Source organism: Thermoanaerobacterium thermosaccharolyticum DSM 571, from assembly GCF_000145615.1.
Lineage (GTDB): Bacteria > Bacillota > Thermoanaerobacteria > Thermoanaerobacterales > Thermoanaerobacteraceae > Thermoanaerobacterium > Thermoanaerobacterium thermosaccharolyticum.
In genome coordinates, this window is the sequence record NC_014410.1 from 1,693,929 (window position 1) to 1,717,612 (window position 23,684).

The 23,684-nt window shown below is 31.3% G+C and carries 21 protein-coding genes and 3 pseudogenes; 3 read left to right on the top strand and 21 right to left on the bottom strand.

Translation table 11 applies throughout. From position 1 onward, the window contains the following. Window positions 1-207: 207 nt before the first annotated feature. The 4 genes from TTHE_RS08435 to TTHE_RS08450 form a co-directional block, all read right to left on the bottom strand. On the bottom strand, window positions 208-1,017 hold the full coding sequence (locus TTHE_RS08435) for an energy-coupling factor ABC transporter ATP-binding protein (protein ID WP_013298171.1): 810 nt from the start codon (window positions 1,015-1,017) through the stop codon (window positions 208-210). Then, entirely contained in the window at window positions 1,010-1,852 is an 843-nt protein-coding gene (locus tag TTHE_RS08440; RefSeq protein ID WP_013298172.1) for an energy-coupling factor ABC transporter ATP-binding protein, read from the bottom strand. Before TTHE_RS08440 ends, TTHE_RS08435 begins: the two co-directional genes overlap by 8 nt. Further along, complete coding sequence (locus TTHE_RS08445; protein ID WP_013298173.1) at window positions 1,849-2,616, bottom strand: energy-coupling factor transporter transmembrane component T family protein; 768 nt, start codon at window positions 2,614-2,616, stop codon at window positions 1,849-1,851. The genes TTHE_RS08440 and TTHE_RS08445 overlap by 4 nt, the downstream gene beginning before the upstream one ends. 139 nt (window positions 2,617-2,755) lie before the next feature. Further along, window positions 2,756-3,358, bottom strand: coding sequence for an ECF transporter S component (locus TTHE_RS08450; RefSeq protein ID WP_013298174.1), 603 nt, complete (start codon window positions 3,356-3,358; stop codon window positions 2,756-2,758). Between the two features lie 473 nt (window positions 3,359-3,831). Here TTHE_RS08450 and TTHE_RS15020 point away from each other — a divergent pair. After that, a pseudogene (locus TTHE_RS15020) lies at window positions 3,832-5,123 on the top strand (IS110 family RNA-guided transposase). 187 nt (window positions 5,124-5,310) lie between these two features. Here TTHE_RS15020 and TTHE_RS08460 read toward each other — a convergent pair. The 5 genes from TTHE_RS08460 to TTHE_RS14910 all read right to left on the bottom strand — a co-directional run bounded on the left by TTHE_RS08460 (window position 5,311) and on the right by TTHE_RS14910 (window position 10,536). Next, the gene (locus tag TTHE_RS08460) at window positions 5,311-6,051 is read right to left on the bottom strand and encodes a nucleoside phosphorylase (RefSeq protein ID WP_013298175.1); all 741 of its coding nucleotides are present in this window, start codon (window positions 6,049-6,051) and stop codon (window positions 5,311-5,313) included. A 42-nt stretch (window positions 6,052-6,093) separates the two neighbouring features. Beyond that, complete coding sequence (locus TTHE_RS08465; protein ID WP_013298176.1) at window positions 6,094-6,792, bottom strand: Crp/Fnr family transcriptional regulator; 699 nt, start codon at window positions 6,790-6,792, stop codon at window positions 6,094-6,096. Between the two features lie 289 nt (window positions 6,793-7,081). Then, window positions 7,082-7,852: an IS21-like element helper ATPase IstB gene (gene istB, locus TTHE_RS08470; protein WP_013298177.1), complete on the bottom strand. Its 771-nt coding sequence runs from the start codon at window positions 7,850-7,852 to the stop codon at window positions 7,082-7,084. Between the two features lies 1 nt (window position 7,853). Further along, the gene (gene istA / locus TTHE_RS08475) at window positions 7,854-9,452 is read right to left on the bottom strand and encodes an IS21 family transposase (protein WP_013298178.1); all 1,599 of its coding nucleotides are present in this window, start codon (window positions 9,450-9,452) and stop codon (window positions 7,854-7,856) included. An 847-nt stretch (window positions 9,453-10,299) separates the two neighbouring features. Beyond that, on the bottom strand, window positions 10,300-10,536 hold the full coding sequence (locus TTHE_RS14910) for a hypothetical protein (RefSeq protein ID WP_340371400.1): 237 nt from the start codon (window positions 10,534-10,536) through the stop codon (window positions 10,300-10,302). A gap of 501 nt (window positions 10,537-11,037) precedes the next feature. On the opposite strand from TTHE_RS14910, the gene TTHE_RS08485 reads away from it, so the two are divergent. Then, window positions 11,038-12,231 (top strand): IS110 family RNA-guided transposase, encoded by a 1,194-nt coding sequence (locus TTHE_RS08485; protein WP_013298179.1) that lies wholly within the window; start codon window positions 11,038-11,040, stop codon window positions 12,229-12,231. A gap of 361 nt (window positions 12,232-12,592) precedes the next feature. Here TTHE_RS08485 and TTHE_RS14195 read toward each other — a convergent pair whose 3' ends face one another. Both TTHE_RS14195 and TTHE_RS08490 read right to left on the bottom strand, forming a co-directional pair. Then, window positions 12,593-12,745 carry a hypothetical protein gene (locus TTHE_RS14195; RefSeq protein WP_013298180.1) on the bottom strand — a complete coding sequence of 51 codons (153 nt, stop codon included), beginning with the start codon at window positions 12,743-12,745 and terminating at the stop codon, window positions 12,593-12,595. Window positions 12,746-12,801: 56 nt separating this feature from the next. Beyond that, complete coding sequence (locus TTHE_RS08490) at window positions 12,802-13,002, bottom strand: hypothetical protein (RefSeq protein WP_196793613.1); 201 nt, start codon at window positions 13,000-13,002, stop codon at window positions 12,802-12,804. A gap of 95 nt (window positions 13,003-13,097) precedes the next feature. On the opposite strand from TTHE_RS08490, the pseudogene TTHE_RS13985 reads away from it, so the two are divergent. Beyond that, a pseudogene (locus TTHE_RS13985) lies at window positions 13,098-13,253 on the top strand (transposase); the annotation flags it as partial. A 130-nt stretch (window positions 13,254-13,383) separates the two neighbouring features. On the opposite strand, the pseudogene TTHE_RS14635 reads toward TTHE_RS13985, so the two are convergent. The 10 genes and pseudogenes from TTHE_RS14635 to TTHE_RS08535 all read right to left on the bottom strand — a co-directional run. After that, a pseudogene (locus tag TTHE_RS14635) lies at window positions 13,384-13,834 on the bottom strand (RpnC/YadD family protein); the annotation flags it as partial. Then, entirely contained in the window at window positions 13,830-15,170 is a 1,341-nt protein-coding gene (locus TTHE_RS08500) for an FAD-dependent oxidoreductase (RefSeq protein WP_013298181.1), read from the bottom strand. The pseudogene TTHE_RS14635 and the gene TTHE_RS08500, both read right to left, overlap by 5 nt. Window positions 15,171-15,180: 10 nt before the next feature. Then, window positions 15,181-15,567 (bottom strand): hypothetical protein, encoded by a 387-nt coding sequence (locus TTHE_RS08505; protein WP_231292633.1) that lies wholly within the window; start codon window positions 15,565-15,567, stop codon window positions 15,181-15,183. After that, complete coding sequence (locus TTHE_RS14640; RefSeq protein WP_231292634.1) at window positions 15,522-15,731, bottom strand: hypothetical protein; 210 nt, start codon at window positions 15,729-15,731, stop codon at window positions 15,522-15,524. Before TTHE_RS14640 ends, TTHE_RS08505 begins: the two co-directional genes overlap by 46 nt. After that, the gene (locus TTHE_RS08510; RefSeq protein WP_013298182.1) at window positions 15,715-17,856 is read right to left on the bottom strand and encodes a hydantoinase/oxoprolinase family protein; all 2,142 of its coding nucleotides are present in this window, start codon (window positions 17,854-17,856) and stop codon (window positions 15,715-15,717) included. The genes TTHE_RS14640 and TTHE_RS08510 overlap by 17 nt, the downstream gene beginning before the upstream one ends. 53 nt (window positions 17,857-17,909) lie before the next feature. After that, a complete protein-coding gene (locus TTHE_RS08515; RefSeq protein WP_013298183.1) occupies window positions 17,910-19,193 on the bottom strand; it encodes a C4-dicarboxylate ABC transporter in 1,284 nt (427 codons plus the stop codon). A gap of 11 nt (window positions 19,194-19,204) precedes the next feature. Beyond that, window positions 19,205-19,882, bottom strand: a complete 678-nt coding sequence (locus TTHE_RS08520; protein ID WP_013298184.1) for a hypothetical protein — start codon at window positions 19,880-19,882, stop codon at window positions 19,205-19,207. 12 nt (window positions 19,883-19,894) lie between these two features. Further along, window positions 19,895-20,983, bottom strand: coding sequence for an ROK family transcriptional regulator (locus tag TTHE_RS08525; RefSeq protein WP_196793614.1), 1,089 nt, complete (start codon window positions 20,981-20,983; stop codon window positions 19,895-19,897). Between the two features lie 717 nt (window positions 20,984-21,700). Continuing rightward, entirely contained in the window at window positions 21,701-22,627 is a 927-nt protein-coding gene (gene rbsB / locus TTHE_RS08530; protein ID WP_013298186.1) for a ribose ABC transporter substrate-binding protein RbsB, read from the bottom strand. A gap of 109 nt (window positions 22,628-22,736) precedes the next feature. Continuing rightward, on the bottom strand, window positions 22,737-23,684 hold the full coding sequence (locus TTHE_RS08535; protein ID WP_013298187.1) for an ABC transporter permease: 948 nt from the start codon (window positions 23,682-23,684) through the stop codon (window positions 22,737-22,739).

The following is a 23,684-nucleotide window of genomic DNA, read 5'->3' on the forward strand; positions in this document are numbered from 1 at the left end:
CTTGCTTATTAAACACTTGCAAGTATATTATAACACAATACTTATAACACGTAAATAAAAATATTTTACTTCAATCATTAAATTATTATGAGGTTTGCTGTAAAACTCAACCACCACCTGCTAAAGCTGTTTGATATGTTTCCCTCAAAGTAGACAGTAAAAATAAAGAATGCTGATACAATTTTTATGTGTACCAGCATCTTTTAGTCATTTCTGTCTTAATGATTGTTTACTTTCAATGAATTCTTCTACGGTCAAAAACGTATCCTTATATCCTAATTTATTGCATAATTGAGTTATATGAGGAGGCTCGAGATATGCGCTATAGAGTATATCCGCATGAGAATAAACTTCTTTCGTATTCCCGTCCATTAATACTTTACCGTTTTGAAATACTATCACTCTTTCAAACGATTCTGCTACAAAATCCATATCGTGAATTATAGTAAGCACGAGTTTTCCGTTTTCTGTAAGATTTTTAATTATTGCCTTTATTTTCTCCCTTCCGACATAATCTTGGGCTATTGTAGGTTCATCAAATATGATTATTTCAGGTTTCATAGCGATTATAGATGCTATGCTTATAAGCTTCCTTTCTGATAAGCTAAGGTCATATGGATTTTTATTATAGATGTCTTTACATCCTACCATTTCCAAAGCTTTAATAGAATTTTCTTCAGCTTCTTCATGATCCTGTCCTATATTTAACGGGCCAAACATTACTTCATCTAAAACTTTATTCTTAAAAATCTGGTCATTCGGGTTTTGAAAAACCAATCCTACATATTTTGCAAGTTCTGCAGCAGTTGTCTCTTTAGTATTCTTGCCTAATATCAAAATATCACCTGTGTCAGGTTTTAAAAGACCTTTTAACAGTTTTACAAAAGTAGTCTTCCCAGCACCATTTTGCCCTATTATAGCAGTAGATTCTTTATCAAATGACAGATTTATGCCTTTTAATATTTCTTCGCCTTTATTATATGAAAAATGTAAATCTTTAACTTCTATCCTACCCATTTATTTTCACCACCGCATCGTATGCCTCATCTAAGGTCACAGGATAAAAACCTTCTTCATCCTTTATATCAAATGCTCTACAAATCCTTGTGAATGCAGGAGCTAAAACTCCGTATTCTTTTAAATCCCCTCTTGAAAAAACTTTTTTAGGTGTATCAAAATCGATAATCTTTCCTTGATGCATCAACATAACTCTGTCAGAATATCGAGCAATCTTTTCAATTTTATGCTCAACCATTATAACCGTCATGCCTTCATGGCTTAAAGCCTGAATAGCTTTAAAAACCTCTTCAGATCCTTGAGGGTCAAGTTGGGATGTAGGCTCATCCAATACTATTATTTCTGGTTTCATTGCAATGATGCCGGCAATTGCCATCCTCTGCATCTGACCTCCAGATAGATCAAAAGGATTTCTATCTTTATATTTATATATATCAAGCAGAGATAATGCATAATCTATTCTATCAATCATTTCATTTCTGCTTAATCCCATATTCTCAAGCCCAAATGCTATTTCTTCATAAACCGTAAGCTTTGCTCCTGTAACCTGTGTAAACGGATTTTGAAATACCATGCCTACTTTTAATGCTAACTCACTTATATCGCTTTTAAGTACTTCTTTCCCATCAATCAATACTTTACCGCCGTAAGCTCCACGGTAAAAATGCGGCACCAATCCAACTAAAGACTGGCATAGAGTGGACTTTCCAGCAAGGTTTTGACCTATAATACCTATGAATTCTCCTTCATTTACTTCAAATGAAACACCATCTAATGCAAGCTTATCAGTTAACGGATATTTATATTTCAAATTTTCAACAACTATCTTTTTCATGATAATATCCTCCAAAATATTGTCAAAATAGTAATCAAAATCAGACATATCCTAAATACTCTAGAATAAGGAGACTTAAACTCTTCATTTAAAAATGTCTTTTTATTCTTTGAATTAAAGCCCCTTACCTCAAGAGCCATAGCCCTTTCTCTTGTAGCAATCAAAGAATTCATAACTACAGGTCCAATTAATGGGAAAAAAGCTTTAATCCTCGTAGAAAGCTTACCTTCTGTTTCAAGGCCGCGCGCTCTTTGAGCATCGGTTATAGTGCCCATAGTAGCGGTCATCTCAGGTATAATCTGAAGAACTGAATTTAAAACATAACCTATTTTAGGTGACAATCCTTTCCTTACTAAAGATTCGATGAGATCTGAAGGCTTCGTCGTAAGCACAAGTATTGAAAATGCAAACAAAATATTTAATACACGTGCGCATATTTCAAATGCATAATTTAATCCTTCTTTATAAAAAGTAAGAGGACCTATACTTAATACCGCTGTCTTATTATCGATTTTAAATAATCCCTGAATTATAACGACAGTAACAAGTATTATTGCGCTGAAACTGATAATAGGTAATACTTTTTTGAATATCCCTCCGGATAATATAATCAATAGGCTTATTGCAATAAGCACATAAGCTACAAACTGCATAGGAGCTATTATCGGAATTAATATTACAGTTAAAATATAAAACAATTTTGTTATAGGATCAACCTTATATATGAATGTATCTTTTGGTACATATAGTGTTATAGCCTTCAATATTTATCACCATCCTCTTTTTTGATCAGCTAATAATATCCATTATCATAAGGGCACATCATTCCCCATAAATAAGACTTAAAGAAATAATGTGCCCTATTTTTAGGTATTTATAAATGACTTTGTGAATTCATCTTAATTAAAGCGTTTCTATTTCGTCATCATTGCTATATAGCACTGTAAGTTTTTGTGGAAGCCCTTTAAATATTCCATAGCTAATAATTAAAGTAGCTAGTTTGTCAGGAAGATCGACTACGAACTCATCTAAAAATGATGAAATCCATACTGGGAATTTGTTAGCAGACAAAAATGCAAATAATGTATCTCCCCAAACATTCCCTGTCTGTCCGCCCCAGAAACCTATATTTATCGGAGTTGAAACGATCGCAGATACGAGAGCAACTATCAAACCTGCTACTATAACTTTCCCAAAATTTTTAAACATACCTTTCTTTGCCATAATACCAATTACAAGACCTATTGCTATACTAGTTAGAGCATAAATAAAAGATATTGGATCAGCTGTAAGACCATATATTACATTATTGATAGCTCCGCAAATTGATCCAATTATTGGGCCTGCCAACATACTCGCCAACATTGTGCCTATTGAGTCAAGCCAAAGCGGTAATTTTAAAACTTGTGCAAACATTTTGCCGATGTAATTAATACCTACAGCAGCAGGGATAAGAACTAATGATGCCGTAGAAAATTTAACTGACCAAATGCTTTTTCCCCTCATTATAATTCCTCCTAGTATAATATATTTGTAACAAAGTTACATGATTTATATCAAATCGGGAGTTAATACACCGAACAATAATTTAACATAGCCTTTCTATGTTCGGATTTATTTCAATACTCAACTCCCATATTATGCATATCTTGTCTTAAATGACTTTATATGTCACATCTTAAAAGTCATTTAAGTTGTTTTTAAATAGATAATTTGGGATATCCTTTAAGCCGGTATAGACTTATGCTTTAACTTTGTGTACAATCTTCTTTGAATAGATGATAGATGTGTATCACCTCCTGGGAGACCATCCTTATGGTCTATACCTGTGAAAAAGCTAATTATTCCATTTAGTGAGGATTAATGTTTTGGCTGGTTGGGACCGGCTTTTCGGGATACCCGCGTCACATGCTAGGTTGTTTACTCACTAAATAGAATGGATACTCTTATTCACTTTTACTTAAAGGAGTTGTTGTTTAATGAATTTTTTGCCTAATTATATTAGTGTTGGTATTGATGTTGCTGCTGATTTTAGCTGGTTTTGCATCTTGACACCTGATGGAAAGGAGTTTAAAAAGCCATTTAAGGTTGACCACGATAATGCCGATTCTCTAAAAAACGCTGTTCTGACAATTAAAAAGGCAGAAGAGCAATTCTCCATGAAATCTAAGATATTTCTGGAGTCTACGGGAATCTACCATTTCCCACTCTTCTGCCACCTAAAAAAATTAGGATTTGAGGTTTTTGTTATTAATCCTCTCATCACTAATTCTAACAAAAATATTGGTATAAGAAAAGTGAAAAATGATAGACTTGATGCAAAACGTATTGCTGCCATTGGTTATTCGCCCGACACCAAAGTTTCTGTTATGCCCGCTGAGTTAATTTTAAATCTTAGATGTTTATGCAGAGAGTACTATAGCCTTGCCGATAATCGTACTTCTTATGTGAATAAACTTAAAGCTCAATTGCATATTGTTTTCCCTGGTTTCTGCAAGGTTTTCTCTGATATTACTGGAATTACAGCTATTTCTGTGCTGAAAAGATTCCCAACACCAGAAGATGTTATTAATGCTCAACCTGATGAAATCATTGAACTTATTTCAATATCATCAAGAAAAGGCTTAAATTACGCTAAAGCTAAGTATGATAAGTTGTTTAAAGCTGCTAAAAATGCCTTAAATTTCAGGTATAATTTGTCTTCTGTTTATGATGTACTAAAAATGTATATTATTTCATAGAAGAATTTGATAAAAAGATTAACCTGATATTATCTGAAATCAAGGCATTTGTGGATAAAAATAAGTCTAAGAAATTTGTACAGCAAATTTATTACCTCGATTCTATACCTGGTGTTGGTTTTCTCTCAGCGGTTACTCTTATGTGTGAAATAGGCGATTTTTCAGCATTTAGCAAACCTAAGCAGCTTTTTGCATATTTTGGTGTAGATCCTTCTGTTAATGAATCTGGAAATTTTAAAGGTACTGACAATAAAATGTCAAAAAGAGGTTCTAAAATTGCTAGGCGTGTTCTTTATGCCATTGCTTTAGCTTCTGTAAGAGTAAAAAGAAATGGCATAGCAATAAATCCTGTACTTTACGATTATTACCAGAAAAAGAAGGAATCCAAACCTAAAAAAGTAGCTCTTGGAGCAATTATGCACAAGATTTCAGACATTGTATTTGCTGTTCTAAGGGATAATAAGCCTTTTGTATTAAAGACACCTGATGAACACAAACTACAATATCAAAACATTCATAAAGCTGCTTAAACTTCTGCATTATACTTGGAAATAACTATTAACTCTATTAAGTTTTCAAAGTTCGGCTCTTAATTGAGTTTGTTTGCTATACCCTTTTTTGCAACGTAAAAAAAGTTTAAATTTCTTTCTAAAACCTATTGACTTTTACTAGCTGGTCTTTTTTTTAATATTGGGATTAATATTTTAAATCCCACTATTATCTGTTTAAACGCACAATCGCTTCAAGGGCAGTAAGTATTTCTCTTTCTTCGCCTAAAGCCATCACATCTTTTCCATCTACATATTCGTTGATGCCTTCTTCAAGATTACCCTCATAAGCGACGACAACATTAAGTATCGATGCAGTCTTAATCCCTCTAAGCCTGCCGATTACAAACAATGGTGCGCTTTCCATATCAGCAGCTAAAACACCTTTAGTCGACCAAAACCTATCTATTTCATCCTCCTTATCAGTATAAAAACTGTCATGGCTTCTTATTATCCCACAGTGATAAGTAGCTCCAAGGCTTTTTGCGCTTTCTATAATATTCTCCAGCAAATAATTATCAGGTACAGCAGGATAACTTTTTTCAATATATGTGGCAGAGGTTCCTTCATCTCTTACAGCTCCTAAAGCCATAACTAAATCTCCTAATTTAATATTAGGCTGAAGTGCACCGCAGCTTCCTATACGTATCATAGCTTTTACTCCTAGATTTTTCAACTCTTCAACAGCTATACCAAGCGATGGCCCTCCTATACCTGTGGAAGTTACAAGAATCTTCACACCTTTATAAAAACCCGAAACCGTTTTAAATTCCCTGTTATATGCCACATCCTTAGTATTTTCAAGGAACTCCTTAACCCTTTCTACTCTCTTTGGATCACCTGGAAGTATTGCATAATCTGCGCTTTCATCTATACCAAACCTTATATGTGGTTGAATTTCATATACCATAATTTATCTTCCCCTCCCTCAGTATAATTTGCTACATCTTAATCATTCAAACCTACTTTTCTTTTCTTCTTTTATTAGTTCATCCATATCTTTTATTATTATGCATGTATTATTTACATCTATGATATTCTTTTCTTTGAGAAACTGCAATATGCGATTTATGCTTCTTTGGGTAACTGCAAATTTTTCGCTTAATTGTTTCTTTTCTATATTGACTATGATATTTTTCTTATAATTTGGATTTTTATATCCAACGCTTATTAGATAATTACATACTCTATTCTTTAATGAATATAATGTATCCTCACCAGCTTTTTTTGATAGATTATAAAATTGTTTACACAACGTGTGCATTACATAATTATTGATATTTTTATCTATCTCAATCCATTTCAAAAAATATTCTCGTTTTAAGCGTAGAATTTTTACTGGGCTTAAAGCTTGAACAGAACAGATATAAGGTTTTTTATCAAATATCTCTAACTCTCCTATATAATACCCTCGGGTATAAACTGCCTGCGAATACTTTTTACCATTTTCTGCGACTATATATACATCTACTGAGCCACTTACGATTATATAAAAATAATCATACACTTCACCTTGATTGCATATTACAGTTCCCTTTGCATAATCCTTTATTTCCCACTGTTTTAATATTTCATATGGACAGTCTTTTAAAATTTTAAAAATTTCAGCGTTCTTTTCAATAATATCAATGATATTATGTATTGTCATCATTATCTAACTCCATTAATATAATAGAACATTTTAAATACAAATACAAAGGACATATGTCCTAAATTCAAAATATACATACCCTAACTTTTAATTTTAAATATATTTTTTAAGAAAAATGTCTTAAACGTATAAATTACTCAAGAAACTTATCTATAATACTCATTATTTAACAAATATGAACTTGTGTCAATAGAGTAGCCACAAAAAGTTTAATTTTTTATGCTGCATTTGTCAAGTGAAAAATACTCCAAATTTCAGTCGAATTTTCCTCCACTTAGTGTATAAAAAATCAAGCAATATTCTGATTCTTTATCCATTCCTCCGTTTCTTTAAGTCTATATGAATTTCCATTCATATTCACTAAATAGGCTTTATGCGTTAGTCTATCTACCATCGCTGCTGTCATCACTGGATCTTGAAATATTTCAGCCCACCTTTCAAATGATAAGTTTGTCGTTATTATAGTCGATTTTCTTCCTGCTCTTAATGATAAGTTTGTAAATAAAAGCTCAGATCCCTCTTTGTCAAAAGAGATATAGCCAAGTTCGTCTGCTATTACTAGGTCATATTTTGCAAATTTGTTTTCAAAAGTGTGTAATGTTTTCTCTGACCTACTTTCTTTTAATTGATTTATTAAAGTTGGAATTGTTGTAAATGCTACCCTATATCCTGCTAAACAGGCTTTTATGCCTAGTCCTATTGCTATATGTGTTTTGCCTGTGCCAGGATTACCTGCAAGTATTACATTTTGTCCATTCTTAATAAATTCAAGTGAACTTAGCACCTTTAATTTTCTATTTGCATCATCTGGTAGATGCTCTACTTTTAGGTCTTCTAGGTACTTCTTATATGAAAAATTAGCTAATCTTATACGGTTTTCTTTTGCATGCTCCTGTCTTAGATCATATTCTTTTTGAAGCAATCCGTATAAGTATTCTTCATAGCTTATATCTCTTGTCGCAGCCTCCTTTGCATTTTCCTGAAAGTATTTTTTTATTCCTGGTAGTCTTAAGCTTGTTGCAAATTGTTCTATCTCTTTTGATATTTCTTTTTTGTTCATTTTAAATGACGGCCTCCTCTTTGAAATTTTCGGCCTCTTTAGGCATTAAGCTGCCGAACTTTAAAAGCATTTCTTTCGATTTATCTTCTATTTCATTATTTGTTTTTGTATTTTCTATATATTCATCAACCTTTCTTTCACATATTATTTTTATTTTATCTGTTGTTATGTCAATTGGATCTATTTTTCTTAATTTCTCAATAGCATCAAGTATTTTTTGTATACCTACTATACCTACATATTGCAAGAGATCTATAAATTCTTTCTCTTTAGTGATATAATAGGTATGGTATATTTGTTGCAACCTTGGGTCTGCCTGATTAAGCGCTGCACTTGACGGCAGTGCCCCAGGTTTTTTCTTTAGTGTATTCAAGTAGTGCTCTATTTTTATTGACCATTCGTTAAATCCGTATATTCGCTCATGTTCGGTAATTTTTACATTGTCGTAATAGCATAGTATTTTATGCGAATATATTTTTGTAAATATGATTTTGCCGACATAAGCATCCGGTACAGAATAATGACATGAGTCTATAACTATTGTTGAATATTTATCTACCCGCAAGTCTTCACATCTTGCCGCATCAAATGGTGGCAATTGGGGCAACAAATACGGTCTCTCTTCTTCAAGTATCTCTGCAGGTGATTTGTTGTCTTTTAAATAATTTTTTGTATTATTCAGTTTTTTACATACTTCATAAAGATAGTTATTAGCTTCTTCCATTGAGTCAAAGCAATCTTTATTAGAAAATGCCTTTCTTCTTACAAATTCTACACTTCTTTCAACATGTCCCTTTTCATTACCTCTATATGTATTGCAAAATCTAAATTTAAAGCAGTAATATATTGATAGTTTTAAAAGCCCTTCTGTTGGTTCTTTTTCACTCCTTCCCACAAATTTTTTGACCATAACTTTTGCGTTGTCATATACTACAGTATGATAAACGCCTTTTATGTTTTCAAAAAATGCTGCATGTGCTTCTTGAAAGCATGAAGTATCTTGTTTTGGAAAAAGTTTTGCAAACCTGTAATTACCTTTGGCGCTTGTAAATACAGCCATTTGAAATATTTTAAGCTTGCCTTTAATAAATAACTTAACTTCTCCACAGTCGAATTCACATACATCCCCAAGTTGATATTCTGCCTTTATATATGCTTCTTTTTGGTCATTTAATATTTCATTTATTGTTTGACAAACTGATGTATAACCAATGTCATAGCCTTCTTCCCTTAAGGCATTATATATATCAATTTTCTTTTTTTGTTGTTTAGATTGTCCTAAATATCTTTTTTGCTCATTTTCTCTAAGGTAAAATTTTATGCGGTTTATCACTTCCTCAGTTAATTTTCTTTTATGCCTGTTTTCAATGTTGTACTTAGGCTTTTCAACTATATCATCAATAATCTCTTGAATATCTGTATTTCCATCTATTTTCCCTTCATTTATCAAGTCCCTTCTCTTTTCTTCATATTTTTTAATATATTTTCTGATAACTTTTCTATCGATACCAGTTTCTCTAGATATCTGTCTTTGAGATTTACCATCTCTAATATATGATAAAATTATTTCTTGTTTGTTTAACAATGATATCAACTCCACCGCTCCCTCATGATCTTATTTCATGAGAGAAATTTTATCTTAAAGTGGGGGATTTTTCAACTGAAATACTGGGGTACTTTTAGTGTAACATAAACAACCAAAATGTTAACAAATGTGTTAACAAATTCAGAACTTAGATTTGTGTCAATAGAGTAGACACAAAGTCCATTTTCTCAGACTATTGACAGTTTTCTTACACCAAATATTATATATCATCAATAATTAACGAATTTATAAAACTTGTATAAAATAGAATTAATTTTTTATATTTTCATTGTAACTTGTTTTTCAGCGATAACCATTCTATTACATATTTAATATACTCATCCCAGAAATCTTAATTATGACCTCCTGAGCTCTCTTTATAAGTAAGATCTATACCTATGCTTAACGCATAATCTCTAAATTTTAAATTGTATTTATACAAAAAATCTTCTGTTCCGCAAACTTGATACAGTCGAGGAATTTGTACTCCACTTTTTTTAAGTTGTAAAAGCAAATAAAAAAAGATCATCTTGAGCATTTTTAATGTTGTCAAAATTGTCAAATATATTATCAAATGCACCTGAAATAACATTATCATTAATTATTTTCATGGATTGTATATAATTTGTATTTAAATTGATAAAATCCTCCTAAGTCAACTTTAAAATTTGTTTTCCAAAAGTTGTTCATAACCCATGAATATACTACGCTCTTATTTAGATTATAATTTTTGCCATTGCACAATCCTATTTGATGATTTTTTAGATCTCCCATAGCAATAAGCGGATCATTCTTAATCGCTAAAATTAGGCTTTTATCTTTTCCTTTATAGCATATTCCCTTTTGTAACAGATAAAATTCTTTATTGCTTTCCTAGTAATTGATCTATTCCTGGTCTAATTATACAACCTGTTTTATCAATGTATAGCTCCTCTTGTTCTCCGGTAGTAAAAGGTAAAGAAATATACAAATTTTCTGGCTTCCAACGACTTTCCTTGTGAACTCTTATAATAACAGTTATTTTATGTAAATCATGATAAACTTTCAGATTAACTGTATATTCCCTTGCTCCTTCCAAGGAAAAACTCATTTCTATCATACTATATAGTTTACCACTTTCTATAATTCTAATATCTTTAAGAATAGAAGTATACCTCTTCGTCGATATGCTCTTCCTATTTCTACCCATTCTTCTCCTTTTCTCACATGGGTTACTCTTTATATCAATAATTTCATATATCCCATAAAGTGGATTATATCGCCTATCTCCTCTAATTAGTTCTTTATTGTCAATTTTATCTATAATAGAACTAACTCCTCTTGTATAATATATTTAGGTTAATAAAGGCAACCTATAATCCTTTTTTAGCTGATAAATTATACTTAAAATTGTATAATTAAGTTATTAGATAGAGTATTGTCGTTCACTCCTTGAGATTAAAAGCTCGTACTTGAAAGACTGACACCTCTGTCTGATAAACTGATTACGAATAAGTTGGATGTTGACTAACTCGATTAGTACTTCGAATGTAGAACAAGGCAGTAACATTTATCAGTTTAGAGGAACTATCTAAAATACATTGATTATGGGTGATTAAAAATGTTTTATTTAGGAATTGATATCGGGAAAAATAACCATGTAGCTTCTTTAATTGATGAAAAATGTAAAATCATCTTTAAAGCTTTCTCTTTCTCAAACACTTACGTTGGTGGTGATAGCTTACTTGATAAGCTTGCTTCCTTTAACATCTCTGTTAATGATGTTGAAATTGGTATGGAAGCTACTGGTCATTACTGGTTATCTATTTATTCTTTTCTTGTTGAAAAAGGTTTTGTTATTCATGTTATTAATCCTATTCAAACTGATGGTTGGCGTAAAGGAACTGAAATCAGAAAGCGCAAAACTGATATCATCGATTCTATACTAATTGCGGATCTTATTCGCTATGGTGATTTCTTAGAAACTTCTTTAGCCAACGAAGATACCTTGTCTCTTCGCAATCTTTCTCGTTTTAGAAATTACCTCATCAATTCTATAGGTGACCTTAAACGTAAGACCATTTGTGTTTTAGATCAAGTTTTTCCCGAATATCAATCTATCTTTTCTAATATCTTTGGACAAACGTCTAAGGAAATCTTACTCCACTTTAATACGCCGGATGATTTTGAAAATATTTCTTCTGAACAGTTGCAGAAGGTTTTGTCTGAAATTACTATGAAGAAATTTGCTATGGATAAAATCAATGAAATTTCTTCTGCTACCAAAAAATCTTTTGGTATAAAGTTTTGTTTAGATAGTTTTTCTCTGCAATTAAAATTATTAATTGAGCAAATCAATTTTATTGAAAAACAGGTCATAGATGTAGAGCAGCAGATATCAGCTTTACTTGATAAAATCAATTCTCCCATTACTACAATACCTGGCATTGGTAATATCACAGCCGCGACAATTTTAGGAGAAATAGGAGATATTTCAAGGTTTAAAAATCCGTCAAAGCTTGTAGCTTATGCTGGTATTGATGCTTCTATATCACAATCAGGAGAATATAACAGTACAAATAACAAAATGAGTAAGCGAGGTTCTCCTTATCTTAGAAAAGCTCTTTTTAGTGCTGCATTGGTTGCTTCTAATTGTGATCCTGTTTTCAAGGCTTTTTACCAAAAGAAACGTTCAGAAGGCAAACATCACCTTACAGCTGTTGGAGCTGTAGCGCGTAAGCTTTGCTATACTATTTATGCTATTTTGAAAAATAACTGTAGTTACGAAGTAAAACTTCCTAAAAATGATTGTTAGTGAATTATACTAATTACATATATTTACTCTTAGCTTGTTATTACCAGGTTTATTTGTCATGCATTTTTATTCACCCTTTTTGTAAAAATTTTTTTATTTTTTCTCTATTGACTTTTTATAGTTGGTCTTTCTTCATCTAATTTAATTTTATAGAATTTTATTTCAATACTATATGGATACTAACCATATAATCTTCTTTATGTTTATTCGTAATAATATCCTTTACGCCCTCTGCCCCTATATGTACATGATTTTTTATTGTTATAATTTTAGTATCTTTTTTCTTGTGCATACAAATAATCTTTCTTCTTTAGGTTCTAAATGAACAAAAACTTCTACTTCAATTGCTCGCGCAATTATTTTAGTTTGCAATTTTAAAACATTGCCTGTTTTTTTCATCTGTAACTTCAGTAGAATTATCATCACCATTGAATTGTTCAACATCTATAAATTTCCAATATTCAATATATACTTTTACAATATCATTTATTTCAACATCATGAGGATTGATCATTTTATACCTTTTCTCTCTTTTGGGATATATTATTACTTCACCTTTGTTTGCAAGTATTATATCAAGATTTTTTTTGAAATTGCTGTATGACCGTTCATTTCAAAAGATGATTTTTTTAATTCTAATTCATTTACAAGGTTTTTCAAAGGTTCCACTACTGACGAAGAATATTCCCTTGTATGCTCTGCATAGAGCATACTGTTGTCTTCTGCTTCCTCAATAAGTTTTTTACTTCCCAAATCATTATTAGGATCCAACTTTTTACATAAATCATATTTTCTTTCTGCATCTCCAAAAAAATTTAACAACTGAGGAATAAATTTACATATAAGAGAGAATGTGACGTATATTATTTGGCAATAGGCATTTTTGGGCGGAAGGATATTATGTAAGCACTGTAGGACTAAATGAGGCAACAATAAAAAAATACATCCAGGAACAAGAAAAGCGAGATATTATGTTGGACAAATTGAGTGTAAAAGAATATGAGAACCCCTTTAAGGGGTAGCCCGTAGTACTTAGTCCCTTTAGGGGCGGCAAAAGTGGCAAATGCATGGTGGCTTGAACAAAGTGAAAGCCAGCGCCTTTAGACGCTGGCTAGTAATAGAGGCTTATAGCCTCAGAGCAAACCACCCGTTTTACGGGTGGTCATGATTCACCAATTTTTTTATCTCCTCTTTCGGCAACTCTGTAATTTCTGCTATTCTGTCAATGTCCATAACTTCTTTTATTAATTTTCTGACAATTTTTATAAGCTTTTTCTTTTTCACCTTCTTTAATACCTTGTTTAATACACTTTTCTATTATCATTTTATACGTCTCAGATTCATCAATTCTAAACATTTTTACTACCTTCAAAAAAACTTTCTCAATAACTTCTTTTTTAAAAACTATACCTGACAATATTTCAGCCTTAAATGCTATGTCTTTCTTTTTGTTTATGTCTAAAGGAATATCTTTTATAGCTTCAACACATCTTTCCGGATATCTCTCCCTTTCATCTCTCCTTTTATTTTGATCCATCAGTGAAAGAAGCGGGCACAAATCATAATAGTCTGTTCCTACAACATCAGTATATTTTATGTCACCATATATACGCTTTCTGTTTTAAAAGAATTGACCTAAGTTCTTTAATATCAATATCACATACTTTCTTACCATTCTTAACAGCCACATACGCTGCAGTTCCAGCAGCTTGACCAGTTGCCATAGCAATTGGAGAAACTCTTATTGCTGCATTCGCTTCATGTGTTGATGATATACATCTACCTGATACTAAAAGATTATTTACTTTTTTACTGTAAAGACTTCTAAATGGTATTTCATAAATATTATCTTCTCCTAAATTCATATATGTCGTTTTGTCACCATCAGGCGAATGTATATCAATGGGATATCCTCCAATTGCTATACAATCATCAAAATGTTTGCTAGTTATAAGATCTTCTGCCGTTAATACATATTCACCAATAATTTTTCTCGTTTCTCTAACTCCAATTTGTGGTCCAGTCGAAATAAGATATGCTTTTTGAAATCCAGGTATGTGCTTTTTCATGAAATTATAAACTTCAAAAGCCTGTTCTCGCCCATATATTTCACTTTTTGTAAGATCGTATATATTTGTACCATTTAGTCTTTGCACCCTCGTCATATTAACTATAACCTCACCTGGTATATCAGTTTCAAAAAATAAAACCATATCCCTTTCAAAGTTTATTTCTCCATTAATACGTGCTTCTTTTAATATTGAATAAAATCCGTTCACCATAAGTCTTTTAGATGTTTTTATCTTTTCTATATCTACCATTGTAAATTCTTTTGGATTTTCTTCCATGTATTTTTTGACATCTGTAATATTCACATTACCTATTCTTACATTCATAGTCATAGGTTGTGTTAAATTATCTTCTGGTCTACCAAGTATATAATCTACTCCGCACTTTACTGCAAGATCTGCATCTCCTGTTGCATCAATAAATACATCAGCTTCCACTCTTTCACTACCAGATTTATTTGCAATATGAATTACTTTTATATAAGCTCCATCTAACTCAACATTTATTAAAAAGCTATGATATAAAATTTCAGCACCACTTTCAATGACCATCTTTTGAAGCACATATTTCATTATTTCTGCATTAAATGGTGTCACAGTACTTACAAATCCAGTTGTATCAAGCACATGTCCTGGACTTCCACCATACTTTATAAGATTATCTACAACTTCCTGTGGTATACCATTAATAACTTGTTTTGCACCGGCGTGGAATGTCATCATTGGTCCAACTCCCATATTTGTCAGAGCCCCACCAAGAAAACCATACTGTTCAATTAATAATGTTTTAGCACCATTCCTTGCAGCAGCAATTGCAGCAATTGTTCCAGACACTCCTCCACCTATCACAACAACATCATATCTTCTCATAATATATCACCTACCATATATCGTAAAACTCTTTTACAAAGGCATGTGCCGCAATTTCATTTAATGAATTTAACTGTTTTTTTACATTAATAAACCCGAATTTAAGATTGACTTTATCAATGCTAGATGTAAGCCCTATATAATAGTACTCAAGATAATGGTAATATTCATGGCATAGAAATAAATTGATAAGTCTGTCTCTTGCTTTCCAAAGAAAATATTTCTCTGGAATTGACGGAATAAATTCTTTTTCTATATTTTTCATATATATAGTTATCTTCTTTTCATTGACAATAATCTGGCTAAATATCATATAGCCAGGTGTAAAATTGAAATTATTAATCTCAAAATTTATTCCTTCTTTTTTAATAATGCATTTATATCTTGATTCTTGCACTTTTTAGCTTCATTAGTACCTCGATTCCATGCCATACTAGTTATGTCAGACAAATCAATGTTTTTTATTCTGTCATAATATAAATCATTTTTAAGTTCTTGATTTATTAATTCCTCTTTATTTAAAAATATGGATGGTATCATTTTTTCACCTTTTACAAACAATAATAGCTATCTCTTCATCTTCTCTATGACCGTTTAACTCAATTTTTGCCAATGACATTATCTGATTTTTATCTACCATTCCTGATAGATCAACTAATCTATTTGATAATATTATAAAACAGTCAGGTATTTCTGCTCCTCCATCACCATAAAATATATTTTCATCAAGAACCTTATTTAAATTTTCATCAAATTGTGAAATAGTCGTTTTGAATATTTTACCATTATTTTTGCTAAGTTTTATTACTCCTTCTGAATCTACCACTCTTATTGATTCAATTGTTTTTGTAATAAGACCAAATAAGCTCTTTTGTTTCTTAAAACCCATTATTACATACATTTCTCCTATTTTTAATTTTATCTTTGTATCTTTCTCATTAATATTCATTGAATCTGCAGCTATTTTGATTATTTCTTTTTCGTTTAATTCTTTCTTCATCATGTCTTTTGATCTTAGTTCTGTAGCACCCGTCGCTATCGCTCTTAGTATATTTCTTTGTGAATCTACTTCGATAAATACTTCTACGGTGTTTTCTAATGCACCGGCTTTTATAACCGCTTCTTTTGCTTCACTTCTTATAGATATTATGTCATTTTCGGTTGGATTTTGAACTGTCCTTTCAACTACTTCTCTTACCATTGCAAGTGCCACACCTATTGTTGATATTACTTGCGCATTTTTTGCAATCCTGTATTTCATATTCATCATTTCAGCAAGATATGGTACAATTGCTGCACTTCCTCCACCACCACCAACCAAAACTGTTGTACTCTTATCGAGTTTGTAATCTTCAATAAGTTTTTCAACTACTTCCAAATCTTTTTTACATGCTTTTTTTAAAATTTCATTTGCAACTTCTTCTACTGTAATTCCAAGTTTATGTGCAATTGGCTCGAATGCTTTTCTAGCCGATTTACTATTTCCATATGCATAATCATTTTGATTTACATATCCTAATATATTTGCTGCACATGAGACTGTAACTGCAAACATTTTTCCATTTTTACTTTTAATAGCTACATAGTTGTCTGGATCACCTTCTTTGGGTTGTATATACACTATTTCCGGTTCTATTATTTCATCAGGATCGGCATACACTGAATATGGAAGACCAGCTATATGTGCACTTCTTGGTCCAACATCCTCTATACCTTTTTCTCCTAACCTTACCATACTTCCACCTGCTATTCCAACAGTCCTTACATCAAGTGAATTAAGATATGTCTTATGACCACCTATCTCTGCATAGTTCACCATAACCTTTCCATTCCTAATAACTGATATATCTGTAGATGTCCCCCCTACTTCAAGAAATATACCATCGGAAATTTTTTCATACATCAAAGCACCAGCAACACCTGCTGCTGGACCAGACAGCATTGTCAATATCGGCCTTTTTCTCACTTCAGCTACATCCATAACACCACCATCACAGCGCATAATCATCAAAAGAGCTTTTATTCCAGATTTCTTAACACTTTCTTCAGTCATATTGGCAGTGTCAATCATTTTCGGTAAGATACATCCATTGATTGCTGCTGTTCTTGTCCTGATTTTAAGTCCATATAGCTTTGTAATTTCATGTGTTGCCGTAGCTGGTAAACCTTGGTTTTCCGATATTTCCATTATTTTTCTCTCATTCTCGGGATCGTCAACCGAAAATGCCTCTGCTGCTACAATTGCGCCAACATTTTCATGTTTTAACTCTAATATGGAGTTTTCTACGCTCCTATCAAAATCATCATTTATCTCAATATATTTATTAAATGTCTTTAAAATTTTACCTGGCGCAAGTTCTATATCGCCAATATTCGTATCGCTTTTTGATTTTATTCCTTCTAAACCTTTGCCAATAGTAACTATTCCAACAGGAACAACATCTCCTTCAAGGAGTGCATTTGTAGCTTGTGTTGTTCCATGGGCAATAAAGAGCACATCTTCCGGTTTAATATTATTATTATTCATTAATTTTTTTAACACTTCTATTATACCTTTTGCAACACCTTCTTTAGCTGTATGAGTCGTTGGGAGTTTTACAGTTCCTATGACTTCATAAGTATCATTATTAATTGCAACTGCATCTGTAAATGTTCCTCCAACATCTATTCCGATTCTTACTTTCAAAGATATCTCCTCCTAATTTATTCTATAGGGTTAAGCCAAAGCCTAACCCTACTTTAGAAAAACATGATTGACGCAGTTATAATACCTGCAATTGCTAAAATCCATATATAAGGTAGTAATTTTATAAGTAATTTATTTACATCAACTCCTGCGTAATTGCTTAACCAAACATTTTGCGTATTCGTAGGATCTCCAATTGCTTGTATTCTTTCTGTAGATAACAATGCACCCATCACAGTAACAGGTGGAAGTATTTTTAAGCTTATAATTAGACCAGCTATCCCACTTCCTAAACCCCACAGATTTAGTGGACCCCTGTATAGTGCCAAAGGAGCTAGAATGCCAAAAAACAATATATAAGGCACCGGAGAAGTTGGAATAATATTTTTTAACACCGATGAAAGTGCTTGAGAAACGTAAGGATGCATAACAGAATTTAATAGCATGCCTATTCCTATCATTAATAATACTGCCGGTGCAGAATCTGCAATTCCATCATACGCTGTTTTTGTTATAGTATTTAACGCAGATTTAAATGACCTTTGTGTAGTAATAATGCAATAAATTATGCCTACTATAAATGATGTAATTATAGGCCATTTAAATACAAGTACAAATACTATAGGAATAATTGGTGTTAATAGTGCCAAGAAATTAACTTTCTTCTCGGTATCTACTGTATTTTGCGCCCATGCAAATTTTATTCCTGCACGTTTAAATTCTATTATCGCAAAAGCAACGGCTATAATAGCTGTATATATCATCAATATAACTGCAAAATTTTTAATATTATTAAGTGTAACACCTGTAGCTGTTATATAAAAAGACCAGTTAGCCATATTAAGTTCAAGTCCTATTGCCATACCGAGCAAAAACATTGATATTGCTATTATAGGAGCTACACCTACAGAGAGCAATATTGGTATAGCAATGCTTCCAATCATTATTACAGCACCTAATCCACCTATTGTTGTAAAGAGTAATGCAACCGCAGCTGTTATCAGAAGTGTCATAATTAACGGTCTATCACCGCCTAATTCAGCCGCTGTTTTCACAATAGATTTTGAAATACCAGTCTGATTCATTAACTGTCCTAGCCATGCGCCAAACATGACTGCTACATATGCAGATGCTAACTTAATAGCGCCACCGTCTATAATGTATGCTAAGAGACCAGTATCAATCTTTGTCTTCGGATCAATTAATGACAGTGGAACACCTGCAATTAATGCTATCCCAATCGCAAGTATTGGAAGTGCTATTAATGTCGGCAACTTTCTTGAAACCATAAGTCCCGCTATTATTAGAAATAATAGCAGTATTAAAATTGCCTGCATAATTATTCCCCCTATAATTTATCGATTTCATTTCTAAATTTTTCTGTCACGCTTTTAACGTCATCAATTTCACTACCTGTTACAATTGCACCAATCATTATTCCTTTAACTCCAAGATCGTAAAGATACTTAACTTCATCAGGTTCAATAACTCTTTGAGTTGGCACAACTACAGGCTTTTTAATATTTTCTACAAGTCTACCATATCTCATCAAGTCAGATAAGTGAATTTTTTCTTTTCTATCATCAGGCAATACGTCAGCTTCAATTACATCAATATTAATTTTTTCTAATACTCTCAAATGTGTTATGTCATAAGTTTCATCAACTGCTACCATTTTGTTAAGATTTGTATCTAACATATACAAGGGTAAGTAATGCGCAAACATCGATAAAAAGCTAAATTTTAATTCTTCTGCCAATTTAATTTCTTCTCTGCTAGCACATTTTTCTGCACCTGGAACAAGTCCAACTGGTACATTAAAATTACTTATTATTTCTTCAAACACCTCCTTTTGTTCATAAATGCTACCAAAATCATTGCCACTTGCCTGATGATGCACATTAGCATGAACTTTTAAAGCATTCGCACCCCCTTTCACAGCAGCCTCAGCAAATTCAACAGTATTTTTTGGCAGACTAACTATAAGTGTCATCTTATTTGATTTTAAAATATCATCAAAAGTCATTACACTACCTCCTCAATATATTATTTTATTTAAAGTTAATTTTGCAGCCGCTTTTAATACATCTTCATCATTTACAAAAGATTGCTTAATAATTATGTCATTAAAAGATTTTTGTAAATTGTCCGCAACATTAAGCATTTTTACTATTTTTCCATCAAGTACGAATACCTTCACATTAAGCAAAATTTTTAAATTCAGAACTGCAACCTTTAATGCATCAATAACATCATTTGTAATTTTATTAATAGTATCATTCTTAAAAAATTTATATACGCTATCAAAACTTAAAAACTCAATGTCATTTATATATTTCTTTTCCGATGTTAAAGCCTTTTTTATTATAGCTTTAATTGAAACAAGAGTGTTTAAACAGCCCCTATGTCCTTCCGGGCATTCAGGCCCATTCCTATCAATTATCATATGTCCAATATCAATATCATCGTTTATTTTACCATCTCTTAGTATTACTGATGATTGTATTTCATCGTTTAAATCAATATAAGCAAGATTGTCATTTATACCAAGCGCCAAATATTCAGCCATTGATTTTAAATCAATTTCATTTTCTACTATAACCGGTATATCCAACTCATATGACAAAGCTTGAGGTAATGTCATATAATCTGAAGATATGGATGTAGATAATACTCCCTTTAAATTAAATTCTTTTAAATCATCATTTAAACATATGCCAATGCCATATATTTTTTTGTTATTCAGCTTTAAATCCTTTTCAATATCATTAATAAAATTTTCTATGATACTCTGTAAAAAAGGCAAGTCATAATAATTAAACTCAATCTTTTTTTCATCTCTTTTATTTAAATTAAAGTCAAATAATATACAAGTCAAATTATCTCTAAATATTTTAAACGTAGCAATATATCCATTATCAGAATTCAGTTCTAACATTATTGGTCTTCTTCCCCCGTTTGATGGTCCAATTCCTGATTCCTTTATTATCTTCTCATTTAATAACTCTTCAACCAGATCTGAAATAGCAGTCATACTTAATCCGGTATATTGAGAAAGCTCTGTCCTTGATAAAGGTCCATTATTTATTAAAATATTCAATATTCTTTTTTTATTCTTATCTTTCAACTCTTTTAAATTACTTTTATGTCTCAAAATATCACCTAACTTTCTAAGAAATTCGTAATAATTCCATATACTTTATTCTATTTTCTTATTATCTTAATATTATTAATTCTACATAAAATCAAAAAATCCTTCCTAACTTTTAAAATTTTTTCGTCATATTATAGTTATATAAAATTCATCATTTATCATTAAAACAAGCCTTTTTAGTCATTGAATTCTACGGTAATCAACACCATATCATCTAATTTAACAAAACATAATACACCTAAATTTAGCTACCACCTCTTTTATCAGAGCATTTGAGCTTATTTCTGCTATATTGACACAAGTTCATTTATTTTTGTAACTCTCTGTATTTACTTTACCACAATAGTTCCAACAATTTAAGCAGAAATTTTGTTCTCATTTTACTATAAAATACTATATGGGGAACTAAACTATATAATTATGTATACTGTCATTGCTGAAATTTATACTAGCATAATTATTTTTTAACCTGGTAAGTATCCTTAATTATTGGTGGGCCTAATGCTGTAATATTAAAAATACTATTGCAGCAATAATAAATTTAATCTATAATATATTTAATTATAAAAAAATTCTAGCATATCCCTTAAACTATAAATATGCTAGATATCAACAATTCATAATCTTTTAATTTTTAATATTATCCATTATTTTTAGCCATATTCAAATTCATATTTATTTAAACCAATTTTAATTTTTTTCAATTAATTTTATTTCAGCAGGAATTTTTCTTGCAACCTTTTCTCCTTTTAAATATTTGTCTGCGGTATCAACTCCAAGTGTACCTATTAACTCAGGTTGCTGTGCTATAGTGGCTGTCATTTGACCATTTTTTATAGCATTTAATCCATCAGCAGTACCATCGAAACCTACCACCAGAATTCCTTGTCTATTAGCTCCTTTTATAGCTTTTATCGCTCCTAATGCCATTTCATCATTTTGAGCAAATACTGCATCTATTTTAGGTTGTGCTTGTAATATATTTTCCATTACTGACAAGCCTTGTGATCTGTCAAAATTTGCAGTTTGTTTTGAAATTATTTTTATATTTGGATATTTGGATATTTCATCATCAAATCCTTTTCCTCTTTCTATAGTTGATGATGCACCTGGCGTGCCTACTAGTTCAACTATATTACCTTTATTGTTTAATTTTTTTGCTAAAAAGTCAGCAGCCATTTGTCCACCTTTTACGTTATCTGATGCAATATTTGATACAATATTACCTCCATTAACATCCCTATCAAGCGTTATAACCGGAATATTATTATTATTAGCTTCTTTAACTTCATTAACAGCTGCATCACTATCTACTGGATTCAGTAATAGCACACTCACTTTTTGCTGAATAAGATCTTCAACATTCGATAGTTCTTTTGAAGAATCGTTTTGTGAGTCAAGTACTGTTACGCTATACCCTAATTTTTTAGCCTCTTTTTCAACACCATTTTTTAACGAAACAAAAAATGGATTATTTTGTGTTGATAATACAAGCCCAATTGTTTTTGTATTTGTAGCAGTTTTTGAAGTATTACCCGAATTACTGCTACACCCTGCCATAAGAGCAAATACAAGCAGAACAACTAAAATGATTGAAAGCTTTTTTGACACTTTCATAAATATTTTCCTCCTTTTTTATTTTTGTTTATTTTATATATTGCAAAACCCAAAATTAGAGTCTTGCAACATATATTCAGAGAAAAAATTATTGATGATTAAAACATATTTATTTCTTTTTATCTATTGCTATTGCCAACAATATAACTATACCTTTTGCAATCGACTGATAAAACGGTGAAACATTAAGTAGGTCTAATCCATTATTTAGTACACCAATTATAATTGCACCAATTAAAGTACCTATTAAACTACCTTCACCACCAGCAAGACTTGTTCCACCTAATACAACAGCAGCTATAGCATCTAGTTCATACCCATTTCCAGCAGTAGGTGAAGCAGAATTTAATCTAGAAGCAAGAATCAAACCGCTAATTGAGGCTAATAATCCGCTCAATGAATATACAAATAAGATAATTTTATTAGTATTTATGCCAGCTAATTTTGCAGCTTGCATATTGCCACCTGTTGCATAAACATATCTTCCTATTTTATTATTCTTTAGAAAATAATAAGCAATTATAAAAATTAAAATTGTAATTATAATTGGTACAGGAATTGGACCTATATATCCATTACCTATAAAACTAAATGCTTCGTTTAATCCTGTTATAGGCTGCCCATTTGTATATACTAATGTCAACCCTCTTGCGATTGTCATCATAGCAAATGTAGCTATAAAAGGCGGTATATTCCATTTAATGGTAACAAAACCATTAAACATACCTAATAAAGTACCAACTGCAAGTCCTATTATAATTGATATTGCAAGTGGCATATTACTCTTTAGTAATCCACATGTTATCGCGCTAGAAAATGCTAAAATCGATCCTACTGATAAATCAATACCACCAGTTAAAATAACATATGTCATACCAACAGCTATAACAGCATTTAATGATGTTTGTCTTAAAACATTTGTTAAATTATAATAGTTAAAAAATCTTGGAGATAAAATTGTAAAAACAATTACTAAAGCGACTAAACCTATTACTGACTTTGCACGCAATAATAATTCTTTATAATTAATTTTTTTACTATTAATCGTTCCAATCAT

Bases quoted from the DNA above. Each gene is read 5' to 3' on its own strand.
- TTHE_RS08435 (WP_013298171.1), bottom strand. From the start codon at position 1,017: ATGGGTAGGATAGAAGTTAAAGATTTACATTTTTCATATAATAAAGGC.
- TTHE_RS08440 (WP_013298172.1), bottom strand. From the start codon at position 1,852: ATGAAAAAGATAGTTGTTGAAAATTTGAAATATAAATATCCGTTAACT.
- TTHE_RS08450 (WP_013298174.1), bottom strand. From the start codon at position 3,358: ATGAGGGGAAAAAGCATTTGGTCAGTTAAATTTTCTACGGCATCATTA.
- TTHE_RS08460 (WP_013298175.1), bottom strand. From the start codon at position 6,051: ATGGTATATGAAATTCAACCACATATAAGGTTTGGTATAGATGAAAGC.
- TTHE_RS08465 (WP_013298176.1), bottom strand. From the start codon at position 6,792: ATGATGACAATACATAATATCATTGATATTATTGAAAAGAACGCTGAA.
- istB (WP_013298177.1), bottom strand. From the start codon at position 7,852: ATGAACAAAAAAGAAATATCAAAAGAGATAGAACAATTTGCAACAAGC.
- TTHE_RS14910 (WP_340371400.1), bottom strand. From the start codon at position 10,536: ATGATAGAAATGAGTTTTTCCTTGGAAGGAGCAAGGGAATATACAGTT.
- TTHE_RS08485 (WP_013298179.1), top strand. From the start codon at position 11,038: ATGTTTTATTTAGGAATTGATATCGGGAAAAATAACCATGTAGCTTCT.
- TTHE_RS14195 (WP_013298180.1), bottom strand. From the start codon at position 12,745: ATGATCAATCCTCATGATGTTGAAATAAATGATATTGTAAAAGTATAT.
- TTHE_RS08500 (WP_013298181.1), bottom strand. From the start codon at position 15,170: ATGAGAAGATATGATGTTGTTGTGATAGGTGGAGGAGTGTCTGGAACA.
- TTHE_RS08515 (WP_013298183.1), bottom strand. From the start codon at position 19,193: ATGCAGGCAATTTTAATACTGCTATTATTTCTAATAATAGCGGGACTT.
- TTHE_RS08520 (WP_013298184.1), bottom strand. From the start codon at position 19,882: ATGACTTTTGATGATATTTTAAAATCAAATAAGATGACACTTATAGTT.
- rbsB (WP_013298186.1), bottom strand. From the start codon at position 22,627: ATGAAAGTGTCAAAAAAGCTTTCAATCATTTTAGTTGTTCTGCTTGTA.
- TTHE_RS08535 (WP_013298187.1), bottom strand. From the start codon at position 23,684: ATGATTGGAACGATTAATAGTAAAAAAATTAATTATAAAGAATTATTA.